The organism is Dermatophilus congolensis (genome assembly GCF_900447215.1).
Classification (GTDB): Bacteria; Actinomycetota; Actinomycetes; order Actinomycetales; family Dermatophilaceae; genus Dermatophilus; species Dermatophilus congolensis_A.
The window spans coordinates 195,910-212,865 of the sequence record NZ_UFYA01000001.1 but is presented as its reverse complement, the minus strand read 5'-3'; the positions used below and the strand labels follow the sequence as shown (position 1 = coordinate 212,865).

Below are 16,956 nucleotides of genomic sequence, written 5' to 3'. Positions count from 1 at the left end.
CTCACTGTTCCTCGTGAGTAGTAGGTGTGTGGCTCAGAAGTGTCAGAAGACATTGCGCCACGTCCGTGACATCGCTGTACCGCGAGTAGTCCTTACCGGGGTTGGCTGCGCGGTCTGCTTCAGTCGCTAGGGCCATGACTCGCTCAACATGGGCTACGCCTTGCTTCTCGCGCAGAGCGTGCCCCACGCAGGCAAGCCACGTCTCGGCTGCTGCTTTGGCGGCTAGATAGTTCGCGTTCCCGGCGGTACAGCGCTCCAGACCGGTAGTGGACACGATGGCGACTCGAGGTGCAGCTGCGTTGAGCAGCGCTGGCAGGAAAGCACGAGTCGAGTTACGCAGTGTGGTGACAATCCTGGATTCGAGGAAGCGGTAGTCCTCATCGGTTTGTCCGGCTAGTCCTTTGCCACCGCGCCACCCTCCGATGAGGTGAAAAAGCGCGTCCACGGGGCCATCAGCAGTGACGGATTCGGCGAGTTTATGGGTGGCGTTCGGGTCGGTGAGATCACAGACGTGGGTTTGTAGTCCCTGCTCTAGCTCCACTGCACTGTGGTGAACAGCAACGACGTCGTGACCTGCATGGATCAGGGCAGCGAAGGTCGCGCGGCCCAGCGGCCCGGCTGCTCCGGTAACAACGACTCTCATGCTGCTTCTCCTGTGATGCCTTTGGTCGAGGCGATCACATCGCGGACCTTTTTTTCGTACGCCTCGAAGAACATGGACAGGGGGAATTCGTCATCGAGTACGGCGTCGGTGAGTTCGCGGGGTGTGCCGTTTAGGGGTAAGTCTCGTGTAGCCCATTTGCTGGCTACGTGGGGTTCAAGCACAGAGGCGACGAGATCGTAGGCAGCAAACCAGTGGTTCACTTTGGGACGGTCGATGGACTGCCAGTACAGGTCGTTGACCGCATCGCCTAGTTCGTTGACCATGTCGGGGACGCTGTCCCAGTCGAAGGAGAGTTGTGTGTCGGTCCAGTGCAGAACGCCTTTGCGGTGGAGCCACGCAAACAGCAGTTGTCCACCGAGGCCGTCGTAGTTGCGGTTTCGTCCCCCGGTGACAGTGAAGCGGAAGATGCGGTCGAAGATCACTGCGTATTGAACTAGTCGCGCGTGCCGTGCCAGGGAACGTTGTTCATCGGAGATGTCTGGGGAGGCGGCGATGATGCGTTCGATGCGTAATGCCTCCCGGAAGGCGGTCAGGTCGCATCTGAGTTCTTCCAGCGAGTAGAGGAAGTAGGGCATTCGTTGTTTGATCATGAATGGGTCGAACGGTAGGTCACCGCGCATGTGGGTGCGGTCGTGGATGAGATCCCACATGACGAATGTTTCTTCAGTGAGGCGTTGATCGTCGAGGAATGCGCGTGCTTCTTCGGGTGGTTCCAGTGATGTGATTTCGCATGCGGCAGCGAGGACTTTGCGGAATCGTGCGGCTTCCCGGTCAGCGAATATTCCGCCCCAGGTGAATTGGGGGATGGCGCGTACTGCGACGGTTTCGGGGAATAGCACTGCTGAGTTGGTGTCGTATCCGGCAGTGAAGTCAATGAAACGGATAGGGACAAAAGCTGCGTTTGCGTAGTCGCCTGCTTCGAGGGAAGCGACAAAGTCGGGCCAGATCACTTGGATTAGTACTGCTTCAAGGTGACGTTCGCTGCTGCCGTTTTGGGTGTACATCGGGAATAGGACGAGGTGTACGAGCCCGTCAACTCGGTGCTGTTCTGGGCGGAACGCGACGAGTGAGTCGAGGAAGTCGGGGATAGTGAATCCGTTGTTGGCCCATGCGTGTAGGTCGCTGCTGACTGCGGTGAGGTAGTCGGCGTCGTGGGGCAGTAGGGGTGCTAGTTCTTCGATGCCTTGAGTGATTTGGGTGATGAGTTCGCGTGCTTTTGCGTGTTCGGTGACTTCTGTGATGGATCCGTCGGGGTTTTGCAGGGCCTGGATGCTGGTTGCGGCCTCACGGATGCTGATCCATGCGGGATGAGCTCGGAGTTTTTCGACCTCGGCGTGATTCATTGGGGTGCCGGTGGCGTCTTTGACAGCGGCGGAAGTGGTGGTCATGCAACGACTATGACTCTCGCGCATAGCAATAACAAGAGAAAATGCCGGAGCAGCGTGGTTCATTTACAAGAATTCAGAAACAGGTTTTTTGCGTGTTATTCCATTTACGGTGGGAATTCCCAGGGGCGGGCCAGAGACCTAAAAATGAGTAATTGAGATGAGGATAGGAGATATTGGTGGCTATGCGTCGAGTCGATAGCCCAGGCCTGGTTCGGTGATGAGGTAGCGCGGCTGGCTGGGGTTGGGTTCGAGTTTGCGTCGTAGCTGGTTGGCGTAGACGCGCAGGTAGTTTGATTCGCGGCTGTATTTAGGTCCCCATACTTCGTGGAGGAGGTCGGCGTGGGGTACGAGCCGGCCGCGGTGGCGTGCGAGTGCGGTCAGGAGACGCCATTCGGTGGGGGTGAGGTGGATGCAGGTGCCGTCGGTGAGGGTGGCGCGGCGTTCTTGGAGGTCGAGGGTGAAGTGGGGGGTGTGTACCGGTGGGGTGGGGTCGTCGGTGTCGTTTGCGCTGCGGCGCATGGCTGCGCGGATGCGGGCCATGAATTCGTCCATGCCGAAGGGTTTGGTGACGTAGTCGTCGGCGCCGAGGTCGAGTGCTTCGACTTTGTCGTCGGCTTCGTGTCGGGCGGAGAGCACGACAACGGGGACTGAGCTGTTTTCGCGTAGGCGGCGCAGTATGTCTACACCGTCGATGTCGGGCAGTCCTAGGTCGAGGACGATGAGGTCGGGGGTTTCTTCTTCGGCGGCGCTGAGGGCGGTTCTGCCGTCCGCGGCGATGATGACGTGGTAGCCGCGGGCGTTGAGGTTGATGCGTAGGGTGCGGGCGATGGCGGGTTCGTCGTCGACGACGAGGATGCGTGGGGTGTTCGCTGGTGGGGTCATGGTTGTGAGCCTGTCGCAGCTGGTGGTGGCGGGGTGGTGGGTAGGTCGATGGTCATGGTGAGTCCGCCGCCGGGGGTTTCGTCAGCGGTGATGGTTGCTCCCATGGTTTCGGCGAGGCCGCGGGCTACGGCTAGGCCGAGTCCGACTCCGTCTCCGGAGGGGGCGTCGCCGCGGCGTTGGAAGGGGGCGAAGATGCGTTCGAGGTCTTCGGTGGGTACGCCGGGACCGGTGTCGACGACGCGGATTTGGGTTCGTTGTGCGATGACACCGATATCGATGGTGACGTCATGCTCTGGTGGGGAGTAGTGCAGAGCGTTTTCGAGGAGGTTGGCTAGGCAGCGATCGAGGAGTCCGGGATCGGCCCATCCAGGGGTGGGGCCGGTGGTGTGGATGCGGATGCGGTGGGGTTCGCTAATTGCGGCGGCGCAGGTGCGGGCTTCTTCGGTGATGTCGAGGGCGCGGCAGCGGGGTTTGACGACGCCGGTGTGGAGCCGGGAGGCGTCCAGGAGGTTACCGACGAGGGTGTTGAGGCGGTCTGCGGAGTCTTCGATGGCGGCGAGGAGTTCGGCTTGGTCTTCAGGGGTGAATTGGACGTCGGTGGAGCGCAGGCTGCTGACTGCTGCTTTCACTGCGGCTAGTGGGGTGCGTAGGTCGTGGGAGACGGCTGAGAGTAGGGCGGTGCGGGCGCGATTGTCGCTGGCTAGGGAGGCTGCGGTGGCGGCTTCGGCTTGGAGTGCGCGGCGGGTCAGGACGGCGTATGCGTGGGATGCGTATGCGGAGACGAGTGATTGGTCGGCGCTTGCTAAGACGGGCCCGATGAGGATGAGTTCGGTGTTTTCGTCGATTTTTTCGCGGACGGCAGCGTCGTGAAGGTGGGTGGGGTTGTAGTTGCTTGTCGCGGCGAGGGTGGTGGGGGTGATGGTTTCTGGGGTGTGGCGGATGATGGCGGCGGCGTGCATGTCGAACATGTCGAGGCATTCGTGGACGAGGAAGTCCAGGGGGTCGGGTGCGGCGAGCATGGCGTGGGATGTGCGGGTGAGTGAGGCGGCTTCGCGTTCGGCGGCGCGGGCTTGGCTGGCGCGGCGGGCGCTGAGGTGCACGGCGGAGGAGACGGCGGCGGCGACGAGGACGAAAACGATGAGTGCGACGACGTTTTGTGGGTCGGCGATGGTGAAGGTGTGGATGGGGCGGGCGAAGAACCAGTTGAGGGTGAGGGATCCGACGATGGCGGTGAAGAGGGCGGGGCCGAGTCCGCCGATGAGGGCTGATAGGACGGTTAGGGCGAGGTAGAGCAGGACGTCCAGGGGGAGGTCGTGGTGGTTGCGGGTTGCGGTGAGGAGGGTGGTGAGCAGGGCTATTCCTGCGGTGCCGATGGTGAATCCGGTGATGCGGCGGGTTCGGCTCAGGGTTGCGCGGGTGGGTAGGTAGGTGCCGCTGGTGTGGGCGTGGTCGTGGTTGACCATGTGGATGTCGATTTCGTCGGCGTGGGTGACGACTGTTTCGCCGACGCCGGGGTCGAAGAGTCGGCTCAGGCGGGAGCGTCGGCTTGTTCCGATGACGATTTGGCTGGCGTTGACGCTGCGTGCGAAGTCGAGCAGGGCGGTGGCGATGTCGTCGCCGCTGACGGTGTGGAAGGTGGCGCCGAGGTCGGCGGTGAGGCGTTGTTGTGCTGCGACGGATGCGAAGTCGGCACTGGTGAGGCCGTCGCTGGTGGTGACGTAGACGGCGTGGACTTCGCTGCCGGCGCCGCGGGAGGCGATGCGGGTGGCGCGGCGGAGGAGTTGTTCGCCTTCGGGGCCGCCGGTGAGGCCGACGACGATGCGTTCTCGCGCTGGCCAGGGGGCGTTGATGCCGCGGTTGGCGCGGTATTTCTGGAGGGTTTCATCGACGCGGTCGGCCAGCCATAGGAGGGCTAGTTCGCGCAGGGCGGCGAGGTTGCCGGGGCGGAAGTAGCTGGCGAGGGCGGCGTCGACGCGTTCGGGGCGGTAGACGTTGCCGTGGGCGAGGCGGCGGCGGAGGGATTCGGGTGACATGTCGACCAGTTCGATTTGGTCGGCGCCGCGGACGACGTGGTCGGGGACGGTTTCTTGTTGGCGTACGCCGGTGATGGCTAGGACGGCGTCGTTGAGGGATTCGAGGTGTTGGATGTTGACGGTGGAGATAACGTCGATGCCGGCTTGGAGGAGGGTTTCGATGTCTTCGTAGCGGCGGCGGTGTGGGGATCCGGGGATGCAGGTGTGGGCGAGTTCGTCGATGAGGACGACGTCGGGGTGGCGGCGTAGGACGGCGTCGACGTCGAGGTCGGTGAGGGTGGTGCCGCGGTGGGTGCGGGTGATGCGGGGAATTGTTTCTAGTCCGTGCAGCATTTTGGTGGTGTAGCTGCGGTCGTGTGTTTCGACGATTCCGATGACGACGTCGGTGCCGCGTTCGGCTCGTCGGTGGCCTTCGCTGAGCATGGCGACGGTTTTGCCGACTCCGGGGGCGGCGCCGAGGTAGATCCGTAATCGTCCTTTGCGCACGGGTTCATTGTCGCCCGTGGTGGGCTGTGGTGGGGGTGTGTTGTGCATGAGTGTTGGGTGTGTTTTTAGTGGTGGGTGTGAGCGAGGTCGGCGTTGAGTTCGGTGACGTTGACGCGGGGTTGGCCAAGGAATCCGAGGGTGCGTCCTTGGGTGTGGTGGTTGATGAGTGTGTGGATGTCGGCGAGGGGGATGCCGCGGGTTTGGGCGATTCGGGGTGCTTGCCAGTGTGCGTATTCGGGGCTGATGTGGGGGTCTAGGCCGGAGCCGCTGGTGGTGAGGGCGTCGGCGGGGATGGGTGTGGTGGCGTAGGGATTGGCGGCGGTAAGGGCGGTGCGGCGGTGGTTGATGATGTTTAGGTGGGTGGTGCTGGTGGGGCTGAGGTTGTCGGAGCCGGAGGTATTTCCGGCGTAGTTGGAGGTTGAGGGGCGAGGGGTGAACCATTCGGGGCCGCTGGTGGGTTGGCCTAGCAGGGTTGATCCGATGGTTTTTCCGTGGGTGTCGTGGATGAGGGAGCCGTTGGCTTGGGTGGGAGCGATGAGGTGGGCTAGGCCGGTGAATGTCAGTGGCCAGGCTAGGCCGAGGGTGAGGGTGAGCAGGGTGAGGGCTTTGATGGCGGCGGTGGTTTGTCGGGTGAGTGTGTGCATGTCAGGCCAATCCGGGTAGGTGGGAGACGAGTAGGTCGATGAGTTTGATGCCGATGAATGGGGTGATGATTCCGCCGATGCCGTAGAGGGTGATGTTGCGGCGTAGGAGGGCTTGGGCGTTGAGGGCGTGGTAGGTGACGCCTTTGAGGGCTAGTGGGATGAGGGCGACGATGATGAGGGCGTTGAAGATGACGGCGGAGAGCATGGCGGTGTGTGCGCTGTGTGGGTGCATGATGTCCAGCACGGCTAGGCCGGGGTAGACGCTGGTGAACATGGCGGGGATGATCGCGAAGTATTTGGCGACGTCGTTGGCGATGGAGAAGGTCGTCAGGGCGCCGCGGGTGATAAGTAGTTGTTTGCCGATGCTGACGATGTCGATGAGTTTGGTTGGGTCGGAGTCGAGGTCGACCATGTTTCCGGCTTCTTTGGCGGCGGAGGTGCCGGTGTTCATGGCGACGCCGACGTCTGCTTGGGCGAGGGCGGGGGCGTCGTTGGTGCCGTCGCCGATCATGGCTACGAGTTGTCCTGCGTGTTGTTCTTTGGTGATGAGGGCGAGTTTGTCTTCGGGGGTTGCTTCGGCGAGGAAGTCGTCGACGCCTGCTTCTTTGGCGATGGCTTGGGCGGTGAGGTGGTTGTCGCCGGTGATCATGACGGTGCGGATTCCCATGCGGCGTAGTTGTTCGAATCGTTCGCGCATGCCGGGTTTGACGATGTCTTTGAGGTGGATGACGCCGAGGATGCGGCGGTGGGGGGTGTTGTTGTGTGGGTTTTGGGTAGCGATGACTAGGGGGGTTCCTCCGGCGGCGGAGATGTTGTTCACGGTGGTTTCGAGGTTGTCGGGGATGGTGTCTGCGGTGGCGCGTACCCAGGCGGTGATTGCGGTGGCGGCGCCTTTGTAGACGGCGCGTCCGTCGGGGAATTGCACTCCTGACATGCGGGTTTGTGCGGTGAATGGGATGAATTCGGCGCCGTTGTTGGTGGCGTTTGTGCGGCTTTGGGTGGCGGTGTCGGTGGTGTTGGTGGTGTGACTGTTGATGAGGTCGATGATGGAGCGGCCTTCGGGGGTTTCGTCGGCTAGTGAGGACAGCAGCGCGGCAGCGCGGACGTCTTCGTCGCTGACTGCGGTGGCGGGCAGGATTTCTACGGCGCGGCGGTTTCCGAAGGTGATGGTTCCGGTTTTGTCCAGGAGCAGGGTGCTGACGTCGCCTGCTGCTTCGACGGCGCGGCCGGAGGTGGCCAGGACGTTGCGTTGGACGAGTCGGTCCATCCCGGCGATGCCGATGGCCGATAGTAGGGCACCGATGGTGGTGGGGATGAGGCAGACGAGCAGGGCGACCAGGGTGATGACTGAGACGGTGAGGCCGGAGTAGGCGGCTAGGGGTGCCAGGGCGGTGACGGCGAGCAGGAAGATCACTGTCAGGGTGGTGAGCAGGATTCCCAGGGCGATTTCGTTGGGGGTTTTTTGTCGTTGGGCACCTTCGACCAGGGCGATCATGCGGTCGATGAAGCTTTCGCCGGGTTTGCTGGTGACGCGGACGATGATCCGGTCTGATAGGACGGTGGTTCCGCCGGTGACGGCGCATCTGTCGCCGCCTGATTCGCGGATGACGGGGGCGGATTCGCCGGTGATGGCGGATTCATCGACTGTGGCGACTCCTTCGATGATGTCGCCGTCGGCGGGGATGATGCTGTGGGGGCCGGGTTCGACGATGACGTGGTCACCGATGGTGAGTGTGGTTGAGGGCGTTGGTGTGGTGGTTCCGTCGGGGTTGAGTAGCAGGGCGGTGGTGGTGGTTTTGGTGGCGCGCAGGCTGGCTGCTTGGGCTTTTCCGCGGCCTTCGGCGATTGCTTCGGCGAGGTTGGCGAAGATGAGGGTGGCCCACAGCCAGGATGTGATGCAGATGGAGAAGGTGTTTGGGTCGATGGCGGTGAAGATAGTGGTCAGCACTGATCCGACCCATACGACGAACAGGACGGGGGTTTTGATGGTGTAGCGGGGGTCAAGCTTGGCTAGTGCTTGGGGCAGGCTGTTGCAGGCGATGCGCCCGAGGGAGGGTGTGGTGGTCACGGTGTCTCCGTTGTGGGGTGATGGTGTTGGGGTGGGGTAGGCGGCGGTCATAGCGTGGCTTCTGCGATGGGACCGAGTGCCAGGGCTGGGAAGAAGGTCAGGCCGGCGACGATGATTGCGGTGGCCAGGAGGAGCCCGGCGAATAGGGGTGTGTGGGTGGGCATGGTTCCGGCGGTGATGGCGCGGCGGGGTTGGGCTGCTAGGGCTCCGGCTAGGGCCAGGACGAGCACGATGGGAAGGAATCTGCCGATGAGCATGGTCAGGGCGAGGGTGAGGTTGTACCAGGGGGTGTCGGCGTTGAGTCCGGCGAAGGCGCTGCCGTTGTTGTTGGCGGCGGAGGTGTAGGCGTACATGATTTCGCTGAGCCCGTGGGGTCCGGTGTTGGTCAGGCTGGTCAGGGCTTGGGGTAGGAGTGCGGCGGTGGCGGTGCCGGTGAGGACCAGGGCGGGCATGACGAGGATGAATAGGGCAGCGCAGGTGATTTCGCGGCGGCTGATCTGTTTGCCGAGTAGTTCGGGGGTGCGTCCGACCATGAGACCGGCGAGGAAAACGGTGATGATGACGAGGATGAGGGCGCTGTAGAGGCCGGTGCCGACGCCGCCGGGGCTGATTTCGCCCAGCAGCATGTTGAGCATGTAGGTGCCTCCAGCCAGTGGACTGGCGGAGTCGTGCATGGAGTTGACGGCGCCAGTGGAGGTGCCGGTGGTGGCTGCGGAGAACAGCACTGATCCGGCAACTCCGAAGCGTAGTTCTTTGCCTGCGAGCGCTCCTTGTGAGGTGGCGGCCAGGGTGAGTTCGGCGGTGAGGGCTGTTACCCAGGTCAGGGTGGCCAGGGTGGCCATGAGGGCTAGGACGACGTGGCCTTGTCGGCGGTCTGCGACGAGGATTCCGTAGGTGCGGGGTAGGGCGAATGGGATGAGCAGGATAAGGACGATTTCGATGAGGTTGGTGGTGGGGGTTGGGTTTTCGAAGGGGTGAGCGGAGTTGGCGTTGAAAAATCCGCCGCCGTTGGTGCCGAGGAGTTTGATGGCTTCTTGGGAAGCTACTGGTCCGGCGGGCAGGGTTTGTTGGGTGCCGGTGATGGTGGTGATGGTGTGGGGTTCGGTGAGATTTTGGATGACTCCGCCGGTTAGGAGGAGCAGCGCGGCGATGGCGGTGAGGGGTAGCAGGATGCGGAAGATGCTTCGGGTGAGGTCGACCCAGAAGTTGCCGATGCGGTCGGTGTCATGGCGGGTGAGGCCTCGGATGAGGGCGATGGCTACGGTTAGTCCGACTGCGGCGGAGAGGAAGTTTTGGACGGTGAGTCCGAGCATTTGGACTAGGTGGGTGGCGCCGTTTTCGCCGCTGTAGCTTTGCCAGTTTGTGTTGGTGACAAAGGAGATGGCGGTGTTGAGGGCGCCGTCGATGCTTTGGTGGCGTCCGTCGGCGAATGGGAGTGTGTCTTGGGCGAGGATGAGTCCCCACAGGGCGAGGATGCTCACCGCAGAGAAGGACAGGAGCGCGGTGGTGTAGGTGGTCCAGCGTTGTTGTGACGTGGGGTCTACTCCCACGATGCGGTAGCAGAGCCGTTCTATGCCTAGGTGGTGTTCTGTGGTGAAGACATGGGCTATGTAGGTGCCTAAGGGGATATGGGTGGCAGCCAGGATGAACGCCACGCACGCGAATGTGGCCACTGCGCTGGTGAGGTCGTTCATGAGAATCGCTCCGGCCGGATGAGCGCATATAGCAGGTATCCCAGGAGTGCGAGGGCGAGTAGGCCCGCGGCGGCGTAATCAATCACGGTGTTAGTTGACGTGCGCCGGTGGGTGCCGGTGGGTGGTGTTGATGCGGGGTTGATGAATCTTGACGTGTTTTTAACGCGGTGTGTGAGTTGGGTGGGCTCGCATCAGTTTTTCGGCAACGCTATTCAGGTTTTCCTCAGCTGATTTTGTGGTGTTTGATTTATCCCACTTTTGTGGATTGTTGTTTTGCTCACCACTCCCCCGAGTTGGAACTGCCGCCAACGACATACCTATCTGACGCTGTCGCCGCTCAAAAACGGCCAGCGCATCCCACCCAGCTACTCGCCACGAAAGCCCCGCCTAGAACCTTCGAGGACTCTTTGGGTTCACCCACCCTGCATGCCTGGGCCGCCCACCTATTGCCACCATGAGGGATCATTTCGTCCACATAGGGATCACTTGTGTATTGAAGTGAACTGAGGCGCATCCCGCGCCACATCACGAACCCCCCTCACTCGGAGGTCGCATGTCGCACAGCCATCAAGATCGTCTGCACTCAGAACAAATCGGATACCAGCAGACCCTCGGACGCCGTCACGTCCAGATGATCGCCCTCGGAGGCGCCATCGGCACCGGCCTCTTCCTCGGATCCGCATCCCGCCTACACAGCACCGGACCAGCGCTGCTGTTCAGCTACGCCTTCGTGGGCATCGTTGCCTACTTCCTCATGCGTTCCCTGGGCGAGCTTGTCCTGCATCGCGCCACTTCTGGGGCCTTCGTGTCGTACATGCGGGAATTTTTCGGCGAAAAATGGGCCTTCATCACTGGCTGGATTTATTGGCTGCACTGGTGCTTGACCGGTATTGCTGAGCTATCCGCCGTGGCTTTGTACATCAAGCACTGGTGGCCGAACGTGCCTGCCTGGCTAACTGTCATCATCAGCCTCGCCGTGGTGCTCATCATCAACTTGCTCTCGGCCCGGGCTTTTGGTGAGTTTGAGTTCTGGGCTTCTTTACTCAAGGTCGCCGCCATCGTCTTGTTCCTCGTCGTTGGTGTGGTGATGGTGCTCTTCCAGCTGCGCATCGGTGACCACCAGGCGGGCATCAGCAACCTGTGGAGCAACCCTGGCGGTTTCTGGCCCACCGAAGCGCCCTACAACTGGTACGGCCCCATCTTGGTGATGTCCGGTGTTGTCTTCGCTTACGCCTCGATCGAAATGGTCGGTATCGCTGCTGGCGAGATGCAGAACCCCGAACGCGAAGTCCCCAAGGCTGTCAACGCCGTCATCATGCGTATCGCTGTTTTCTACTGCGGTTCCATCTTGCTGCTCGCATCAATGCTGCCCACCAGCCAATACACCGCAGGAACTAGCCCCTTCGTAACCATCTTTGACACGATGGGCTTCCACTGGATGGGCTCGGCTATTCAGGCTGTTCTCATCATCGCCGCCATGTCCAGCCTCAACTCTGGCCTCTACACCACCGGCCGAGTGCTGCGCAGCATGGGTATGGCCAGCCAAGCCCCGTTCTTCACCACCCGCATGAGCCGTGCCGGTGTGCCGTGGGCCGGGATCCTTCTGACCAGCGCCGTACTGCTCATGGGCGCTGTATTGAACGCGTTGGCCCCCGATGCCTTCGAAATCGCCCTCGAATGCTCTGCCATCTGTGAGCTTTTCGTGTGGGGAACGATTTTCGCCTGCCAACTGCGCCTGCGTCAGCTCGTGAACAAGGGCGTCATCCCTGCTGGACCATTCCAAGCCCCCGGATACCCGTGGGCCAGCTGGTTCGGTTTGGCGTTCCTGGTGTTTGTGATCATCGGCATGTCTATCTCGGGCTGGAAGTCTTCCCCTGACTTCTGGCACAAAACCGACTTCGTTGTTGTCATCATCGGTATCCCAGTACTAGCGCTGATCATCGCGCTCGGATGGCGTATCGTGCGCCCGGCCGTGGAGAAAAACACTGGTGGACGGCTCGCCGCTGTCTGGTCCGACACCGGCCTGACGTACCCTGACACCAACCCCGACGTCGCCGACGTGCTCGCTTCGGGCACCACCAACAACGTTACGAAACCTGACACCAACGCAGGGAACTAACTCATGGCAGCCTCCGCCGCTGAAAACACACCCGTCGCCGATCTCAAAACGCTCCTAGCCGAGGTGTCACCATTCTCGGCCCTGCCTTTAGAGAACCGCACACGGATGGCGGAGGCTGCCGAGATCACCACCTATCAACCCGGTGATCTCATCCTCGACGGATTCCGCCACCCAGCTACTGGTGTTTATCTCGTCATGAAAGGCAAGGTGGGGATCTGGCAGGAAGTCGAGGCGCACGGCCACCCCGATGACACTCTGCGCACCGGCGGATTCTGCGGATTCTCTGCCATGCTTACTGGCCGCACCGTCGGCCCTCGCGCTCGTGCACTGACGAAAGCCACCATCGCTTTCATTCCCCGCCACGCCTCCAGCGAAGCCTTCCTCACTTCTGAGGGTGCCCAGTTCATCACTAACCACCTCCTCACTTTGGCGGAGAAAACCCGTCAGCTTCCCGGGTTCGCCACCACTGGAAGCCTCATTGACCAGTCCCCCACCGTGGTTGATGACACAGTCCCGCTTGTGGAGGTTGCTCGCGAGCTAACCCAACGACGCCAACCTGGGGTTGTTGTTCGCCGCGCCGACGGCACTTTCGGGCTAGTCACGGATGGATCGATCCGCCGCTGCGTTTTAGCTGAAGGGCTACCCGTCACTGCCACTGCCGGTGAAGCCCTGGCCCGTGACGTCCCCACTGTGCAGATCGGTGACTCTGCTGGAGAGTCGCTGACTCAAATCCTCACCGCCAAAACTGAGGCCGCCATCGTCACCGATAAATTCGGAGACCTACGCGGTGTGGTAGGACTACGCGAGTTCAGTCTCAGCCCCACCACCGCCGACGTCGCTCTGCACGAGCAGCTGCGCCTGGCCGCCTCACGCGAGGAACTCATCCAACGATCCCGTCAAACCCCAGCTGTACTCTCTGGTCTGCTTTCCCAAGGCCTGGCTGGAGCCCAGGTCATCCGTGTCCATTCCGGTTTCGGGGACGCGATTGTGCGCCGCGCACTAGAGCTATGCCTCGAAGAACACCCTGACCTATCCATGGATGGGTTCACGTGGCTCACACTAGGCAGTAACGGTCGCCGCGAAACTGCGCTGTCTTCTGACATGGAAAGCGCCGTCGTATTTCTCGACGACACTGACCTGACCACAAGACGCCGCTACCGGTCTCTTTTCGCTGACGTCGAATCTTTGCTTGAACAGGCTGGTTTCGCTGGCGACGACAACGGTGTCAGCGCCCGCCGCGACATCATGTCGCGCACCGCCAGCGCATGGCAACGCGCTACCAAAGCGTGGCTGGCCTCACCGCATGAAAACCAAGGTGCCATCATGATCTCTTTGTTCCTGGACAGCAGAGCCGTCTTTGGTGATGTTGCCGCAGCTGCCGCCAGTTTTGATCTGCACCAGCTGCGCAGCCACCCCGCCACCCTGCGGCTGCTTTTGGGTGATGCACTCAGCCAGCGCCCGCACGCCCGCCGTCATGCCCCCGTCTTCCGGCGAGAAGCAACATTCGACATCAAAAAAGATGCCCTGCGCCCACTGGTGAACCTCGCCCGCTGGCTTGGTTTGGCGATGCAATCTACAGAACTATCTACCGCCGATCGGCTCCGCGCCGCCGAAGAATCTTTCTTGCTAGCACCGGGTCAGGGAACCCTGCTTGCCGAAGGATTCGAGGTGCTTCAACGGGTGCGGTTACGCAGCCAAATCGCGCAGGTACAGGCAGGTAAACCTCCCACCAACACCATGCGCATGTCCTCTATGTCGCCGTTCGATCGCAGCGTTCTGGCCGAGGTGGTCCACGAAATCATCGTGGCGCAGCGCCGACTGGCCAATGTGGCTGCCTGGTCTGACACGGACGACTGGCGCCCCTCACCTGAACGAAGCTGATGATGCGCCACGTCGTCATCGGAGACGTAGGAGGGCACCTCGACACCCTCCTGAGTGAACTGACCCGGCTTGGCGTCGATCCGCGCACCGCCACCATCCCTACTGACTTAAGCATCGTGCAAGTGGGAGACCTCATCCACCGCGGCCCCGACTCTGAAGAAATCATTGCTCTCGTCGGCCGTTTAATGGAAGCCAACCCAGGACGTTGGACACAGCTAGCAGGCAACCACGAAGCCCAATACCTGAGACCACCTGTCTTTAAATGGCGTGACTGGATCTGCCCAGCGGCTGCAGACGCTCTGCGCAACTGGTGGGCGTGCGGACTGCTGAAGGTCGCTGCTGCTATCCCTACTGCAGGGCGAGACATCCTCGTCACCCATGCTGGCCTCACTGAAGGGTTTTGGCGTACCGACTTGGGATGTCCCATGACCGCCGTTGAGGCTGCAGCCCTTTTAAACCAGGCCGCTCGTGATAACTCTGCTTGCTTGTTCCGGCCCGGTGTCATGCTCACTGGCCGCGTGGACCTGACTGCTGGGCCGTTATGGGCCGAAGCTGGCAGGGAACTCATTACCAGTTGGGAGGGAAACCAAATGCCCTTCAGCCAAATACACGGACACTCTTCTCTTATCGACTGGGATGGGGGCGGGTGGCGTGCGCACAAAGAGATCGTTGCGCGTACCTTGCTTGACCTAGCTGCCTGCCACGAAACCACCCTGATGGCAAGCGGGTTCATCATCGGCATTGACCCCCAGCACGGAGCTACTCCCAGGCAACGCTGGCATGCCTGGGAGTTACCCACCACACCGCAATAGCCCTGTTGCTTTGCGGCCAAGCTGTAGGTGGTTAACGGCAGCGGACTCACCGTATTGAGCGACGTAGAGCAGCAACCCAAGCCCGGTAGGCAACACCGCTAAGGCACAAGCTCGCTGCGAAAGTCGCAGCCACCGACAGCGCAGTTGTTGCATTGATCGGCCACCCCAGCACACCAATCACCCACAGGGGCGTCTGGGCGATACCCGATCCACCGAAGACAAGACTGATGACAGCCACAACGAGAATCACACCAATCGCCGCTGCAACGCTGAACCGCGCAGCAAGCCACGAACTGACAAAGAAAACAGCCGCACCAACTGTGCAAAGCAGCACAACCGCCCGGATAGCGGTAACAGCGCTACCACCTGTAGCGATGATGACCACGCCCGCCCACGCAACAATCAATCCAAGCAGCATCAACGCCAACCGCGCCATCGCTTTCCCTTGGTGGGCACAATCCGCGCGCAGCATCGCGATGCGACGTCCTGGCTCCTCCGCGGTCTCGATGAGGCAAGCCACGACGCAACATCCGAATGGAACAACGAGCCATGTTGTTACCCCGATAACGAAGCTAGACGACCAGATCCACCCTGCTGCGGTGAGCATTAGCAGCGCTAGTCCCGCCAAAGGCACGATGCCTGTCCCCTGCCATATGACCCGGTGAGCCTTGCTGGTCATAACCGGGCCATGTTGCACTGGTGTGTGCGGAGTTGCTGCGGCCGCGTGCACGTTGTGTCGGTGGGGGGGGAATGCCGCCGCAATCGTGCTTTCGCTCCTGGCCGTCGCTGCATCCAGCTGCGGGAGGCGAGAGCAAAAAAGAACAACACGGCTGCTGCCACTGTCATTGATGCGATAGCTGGCCACCAGGGATTCCATCCCTGTATAGGAGAGTTCGTTTCAAGGGCTATGCCGTTGGCGTGGATGCCAAGCAAAGGCTGAGCCGCGTGGACACCCCATGTCCATGGCTGCGCCCACCACATCGCTGTCTCAGACTTCAACGTACCGGTCACTTGCCAGACCATCATGAGGGCAACAGTCGGCACTATCCCAACGGCGCCAGCTACAACGAACCCGACCATCAATGGCAACAGCGACGTCGCCCAGAACACCAACCACAGGGCGACCATCCGGGTCACAGGTGGATCGCTCACCCCACCAGCCCAGCCGATCACCAGTAGTGGAAGAGTCAAGGGCGCGTGGAAGAGAAGTGACTGCCATGCAAGCACGATGCCTCGACAACAGGTCGCCATCGACGCGGTGAGAGGCCGGGTCCAGGTGCCGCCTTCACGTGCTTTTTCTTCTCGAGAAACGGTGACCGCGGCGAGAAGAGCGACGATAGGTGCCATCAGAGCAGTGGCATACATGCTTTGCCATCCGAAAAGCCCGTTCCAGTCGGGGATGGCTCGGGTAGCGACAAACCACCAGCCCATTCCTTGCAGCACAGCAATCGCGGCGCCGACGAGCGCAAACCGTGATGAGGCGCTGGATTTGGCGCGAGTCAATTCGGCGCGAATAGCTTGTTGGAAGGTGACGTGTTGGGTAGGTGCCTCAGCGGTGGTGATGTTCATCGGTGGCTCCCGGTGGTTGCCGCGAGGTAGGCGGCTTCGAGGTCCCCTTGGGCGAAGTCGTTGAGCGGGCCTTCGTAGAGGAGTCGCCCGTGGGCTAGTACACCGATGTCGTCGGCGAGGCGGACTACTTCACCGAGTTGGTGAGAGCTGATCAGGATTGTTCGTCCTTGTGCAGCTAAACCTCGGATCATGTCGCGTAGTTCGATGATTCCTTTAGGGTCGAGTCCGTTTTGTGGTTCATCAAGGATCAGTACCTGAGGGTCTGTAAGCAAGGCGATGGCTAGTGCCAGGCGGGCTTTCATGCCGGTGGAGAAGGTTCGTGTTTTTGCTCCTCCTGTGGCGGCTAGGCCAACATGGGCGAGGACTTCGTCAATGCGGGTGTCGTTGATTCCGGTCAGGTGGGCGTGGACACGGAGGTTGTCTTTGGCGCTGAGGTGCCTATAGAGGGCGGGGCCGTCGATGCTTGCTCCTACGTGTGCCAAGGCGCTGCGGGTGAAGGGGCGCCCTAGCAGGTAGGTTTGCCCGCAGTCGGGGGTGGCCAGGCCCAGCATGATTTTCAGACTTGTTGATTTTCCGGCGCCATTGCGGCCCAGTAATGCGTAGACGCGTCCTGGGGTGACGGTGAGGTCTAGTCCATCCAGGACACGGTGGGTGCCGAAGGTTTTCGTTAGTCCTCGGCACCCGAAGGCGATGTTGGTGGTGGTTTCTGTCATACC

Annotated in this window: 14 protein-coding genes; 3 read left to right on the top strand and 11 right to left on the bottom strand. The window is 61.5% G+C overall.

Translation table 11 applies throughout. The features are described from left to right. Position 1: 1 nt before the first annotated feature. The 8 genes from DXZ77_RS00880 to kdpF all read right to left on the bottom strand — a co-directional run bounded on the left by DXZ77_RS00880 (position 2) and on the right by kdpF (position 9,945). On the bottom strand, positions 2-643 hold the full coding sequence (locus DXZ77_RS00880) for an SDR family NAD(P)-dependent oxidoreductase (protein WP_115029235.1): 642 nt from the start codon (positions 641-643) through the stop codon (positions 2-4). Further along, the gene (locus DXZ77_RS00875; RefSeq protein ID WP_220181571.1) at positions 640-2,052 is read right to left on the bottom strand and encodes a DUF6421 family protein; all 1,413 of its coding nucleotides are present in this window, start codon (positions 2,050-2,052) and stop codon (positions 640-642) included. The genes DXZ77_RS00880 and DXZ77_RS00875 overlap by 4 nt, the downstream gene beginning before the upstream one ends. 180 nt (positions 2,053-2,232) lie before the next feature. After that, entirely contained in the window at positions 2,233-2,934 is a 702-nt protein-coding gene (locus tag DXZ77_RS00870; RefSeq protein ID WP_115029233.1) for a response regulator transcription factor, read from the bottom strand. Next, complete coding sequence (locus tag DXZ77_RS00865; protein ID WP_181815984.1) at positions 2,931-5,453, bottom strand: ATP-binding protein; 2,523 nt, start codon at positions 5,451-5,453, stop codon at positions 2,931-2,933. The genes DXZ77_RS00870 and DXZ77_RS00865 overlap by 4 nt, the downstream gene beginning before the upstream one ends. A 65-nt stretch (positions 5,454-5,518) precedes the next feature. After that, entirely contained in the window at positions 5,519-6,097 is a 579-nt protein-coding gene (gene kdpC / locus DXZ77_RS00860) for a potassium-transporting ATPase subunit KdpC (protein WP_115029229.1), read from the bottom strand. Between the two features lies 1 nt (position 6,098). Next, positions 6,099-8,216, bottom strand: coding sequence for a potassium-transporting ATPase subunit KdpB (kdpB, locus tag DXZ77_RS00855; RefSeq protein ID WP_115029227.1), 2,118 nt, complete (start codon positions 8,214-8,216; stop codon positions 6,099-6,101). Beyond that, entirely contained in the window at positions 8,213-9,859 is a 1,647-nt protein-coding gene (gene kdpA / locus DXZ77_RS00850; RefSeq protein WP_115029225.1) for a potassium-transporting ATPase subunit KdpA, read from the bottom strand. Before kdpA ends, kdpB begins: the two co-directional genes overlap by 4 nt. Next, the gene (gene kdpF / locus DXZ77_RS00845) at positions 9,856-9,945 is read right to left on the bottom strand and encodes a K(+)-transporting ATPase subunit F (RefSeq protein ID WP_115029224.1); all 90 of its coding nucleotides are present in this window, start codon (positions 9,943-9,945) and stop codon (positions 9,856-9,858) included. Before kdpF ends, kdpA begins: the two co-directional genes overlap by 4 nt. A gap of 467 nt (positions 9,946-10,412) precedes the next feature. Here kdpF and DXZ77_RS00840 point away from each other — a divergent pair, with 467 nt between their 5' ends. From DXZ77_RS00840 to DXZ77_RS00830, 3 genes are read left to right on the top strand one after another with little or no spacing between them, the layout of a single operon-like run. Further along, on the top strand, positions 10,413-11,978 hold the full coding sequence (locus tag DXZ77_RS00840; protein WP_220181570.1) for an amino acid permease: 1,566 nt from the start codon (positions 10,413-10,415) through the stop codon (positions 11,976-11,978). A gap of 3 nt (positions 11,979-11,981) precedes the next feature. Beyond that, a complete protein-coding gene (locus DXZ77_RS00835) occupies positions 11,982-13,859 on the top strand; it encodes a putative nucleotidyltransferase substrate binding domain-containing protein (protein WP_115029222.1) in 1,878 nt (625 codons plus the stop codon). Next, positions 13,859-14,671, top strand: a complete 813-nt coding sequence (locus DXZ77_RS00830) for a metallophosphoesterase (RefSeq protein ID WP_115029220.1) — start codon at positions 13,859-13,861, stop codon at positions 14,669-14,671. Before DXZ77_RS00835 ends, DXZ77_RS00830 begins: the two co-directional genes overlap by 1 nt. A 46-nt stretch (positions 14,672-14,717) precedes the next feature. On the opposite strand, the gene DXZ77_RS00825 is transcribed toward DXZ77_RS00830, so the two are convergent. From DXZ77_RS00825 to DXZ77_RS00815, 3 genes are read right to left on the bottom strand one after another with little or no spacing between them, the layout of a single operon-like run. Continuing rightward, positions 14,718-15,350: a hypothetical protein gene (locus DXZ77_RS00825; protein ID WP_115029218.1), complete on the bottom strand. Its 633-nt coding sequence runs from the start codon at positions 15,348-15,350 to the stop codon at positions 14,718-14,720. After that, a complete protein-coding gene (locus tag DXZ77_RS00820) occupies positions 15,347-16,240 on the bottom strand; it encodes an ABC-2 family transporter permease (RefSeq protein WP_115029216.1) in 894 nt (297 codons plus the stop codon). Before DXZ77_RS00820 ends, DXZ77_RS00825 begins: the two co-directional genes overlap by 4 nt. Further along, entirely contained in the window at positions 16,237-16,953 is a 717-nt protein-coding gene (locus DXZ77_RS00815; RefSeq protein WP_115029214.1) for an ATP-binding cassette domain-containing protein, read from the bottom strand. Before DXZ77_RS00815 ends, DXZ77_RS00820 begins: the two co-directional genes overlap by 4 nt. Positions 16,954-16,956: the final 3 nt, after the last annotated feature.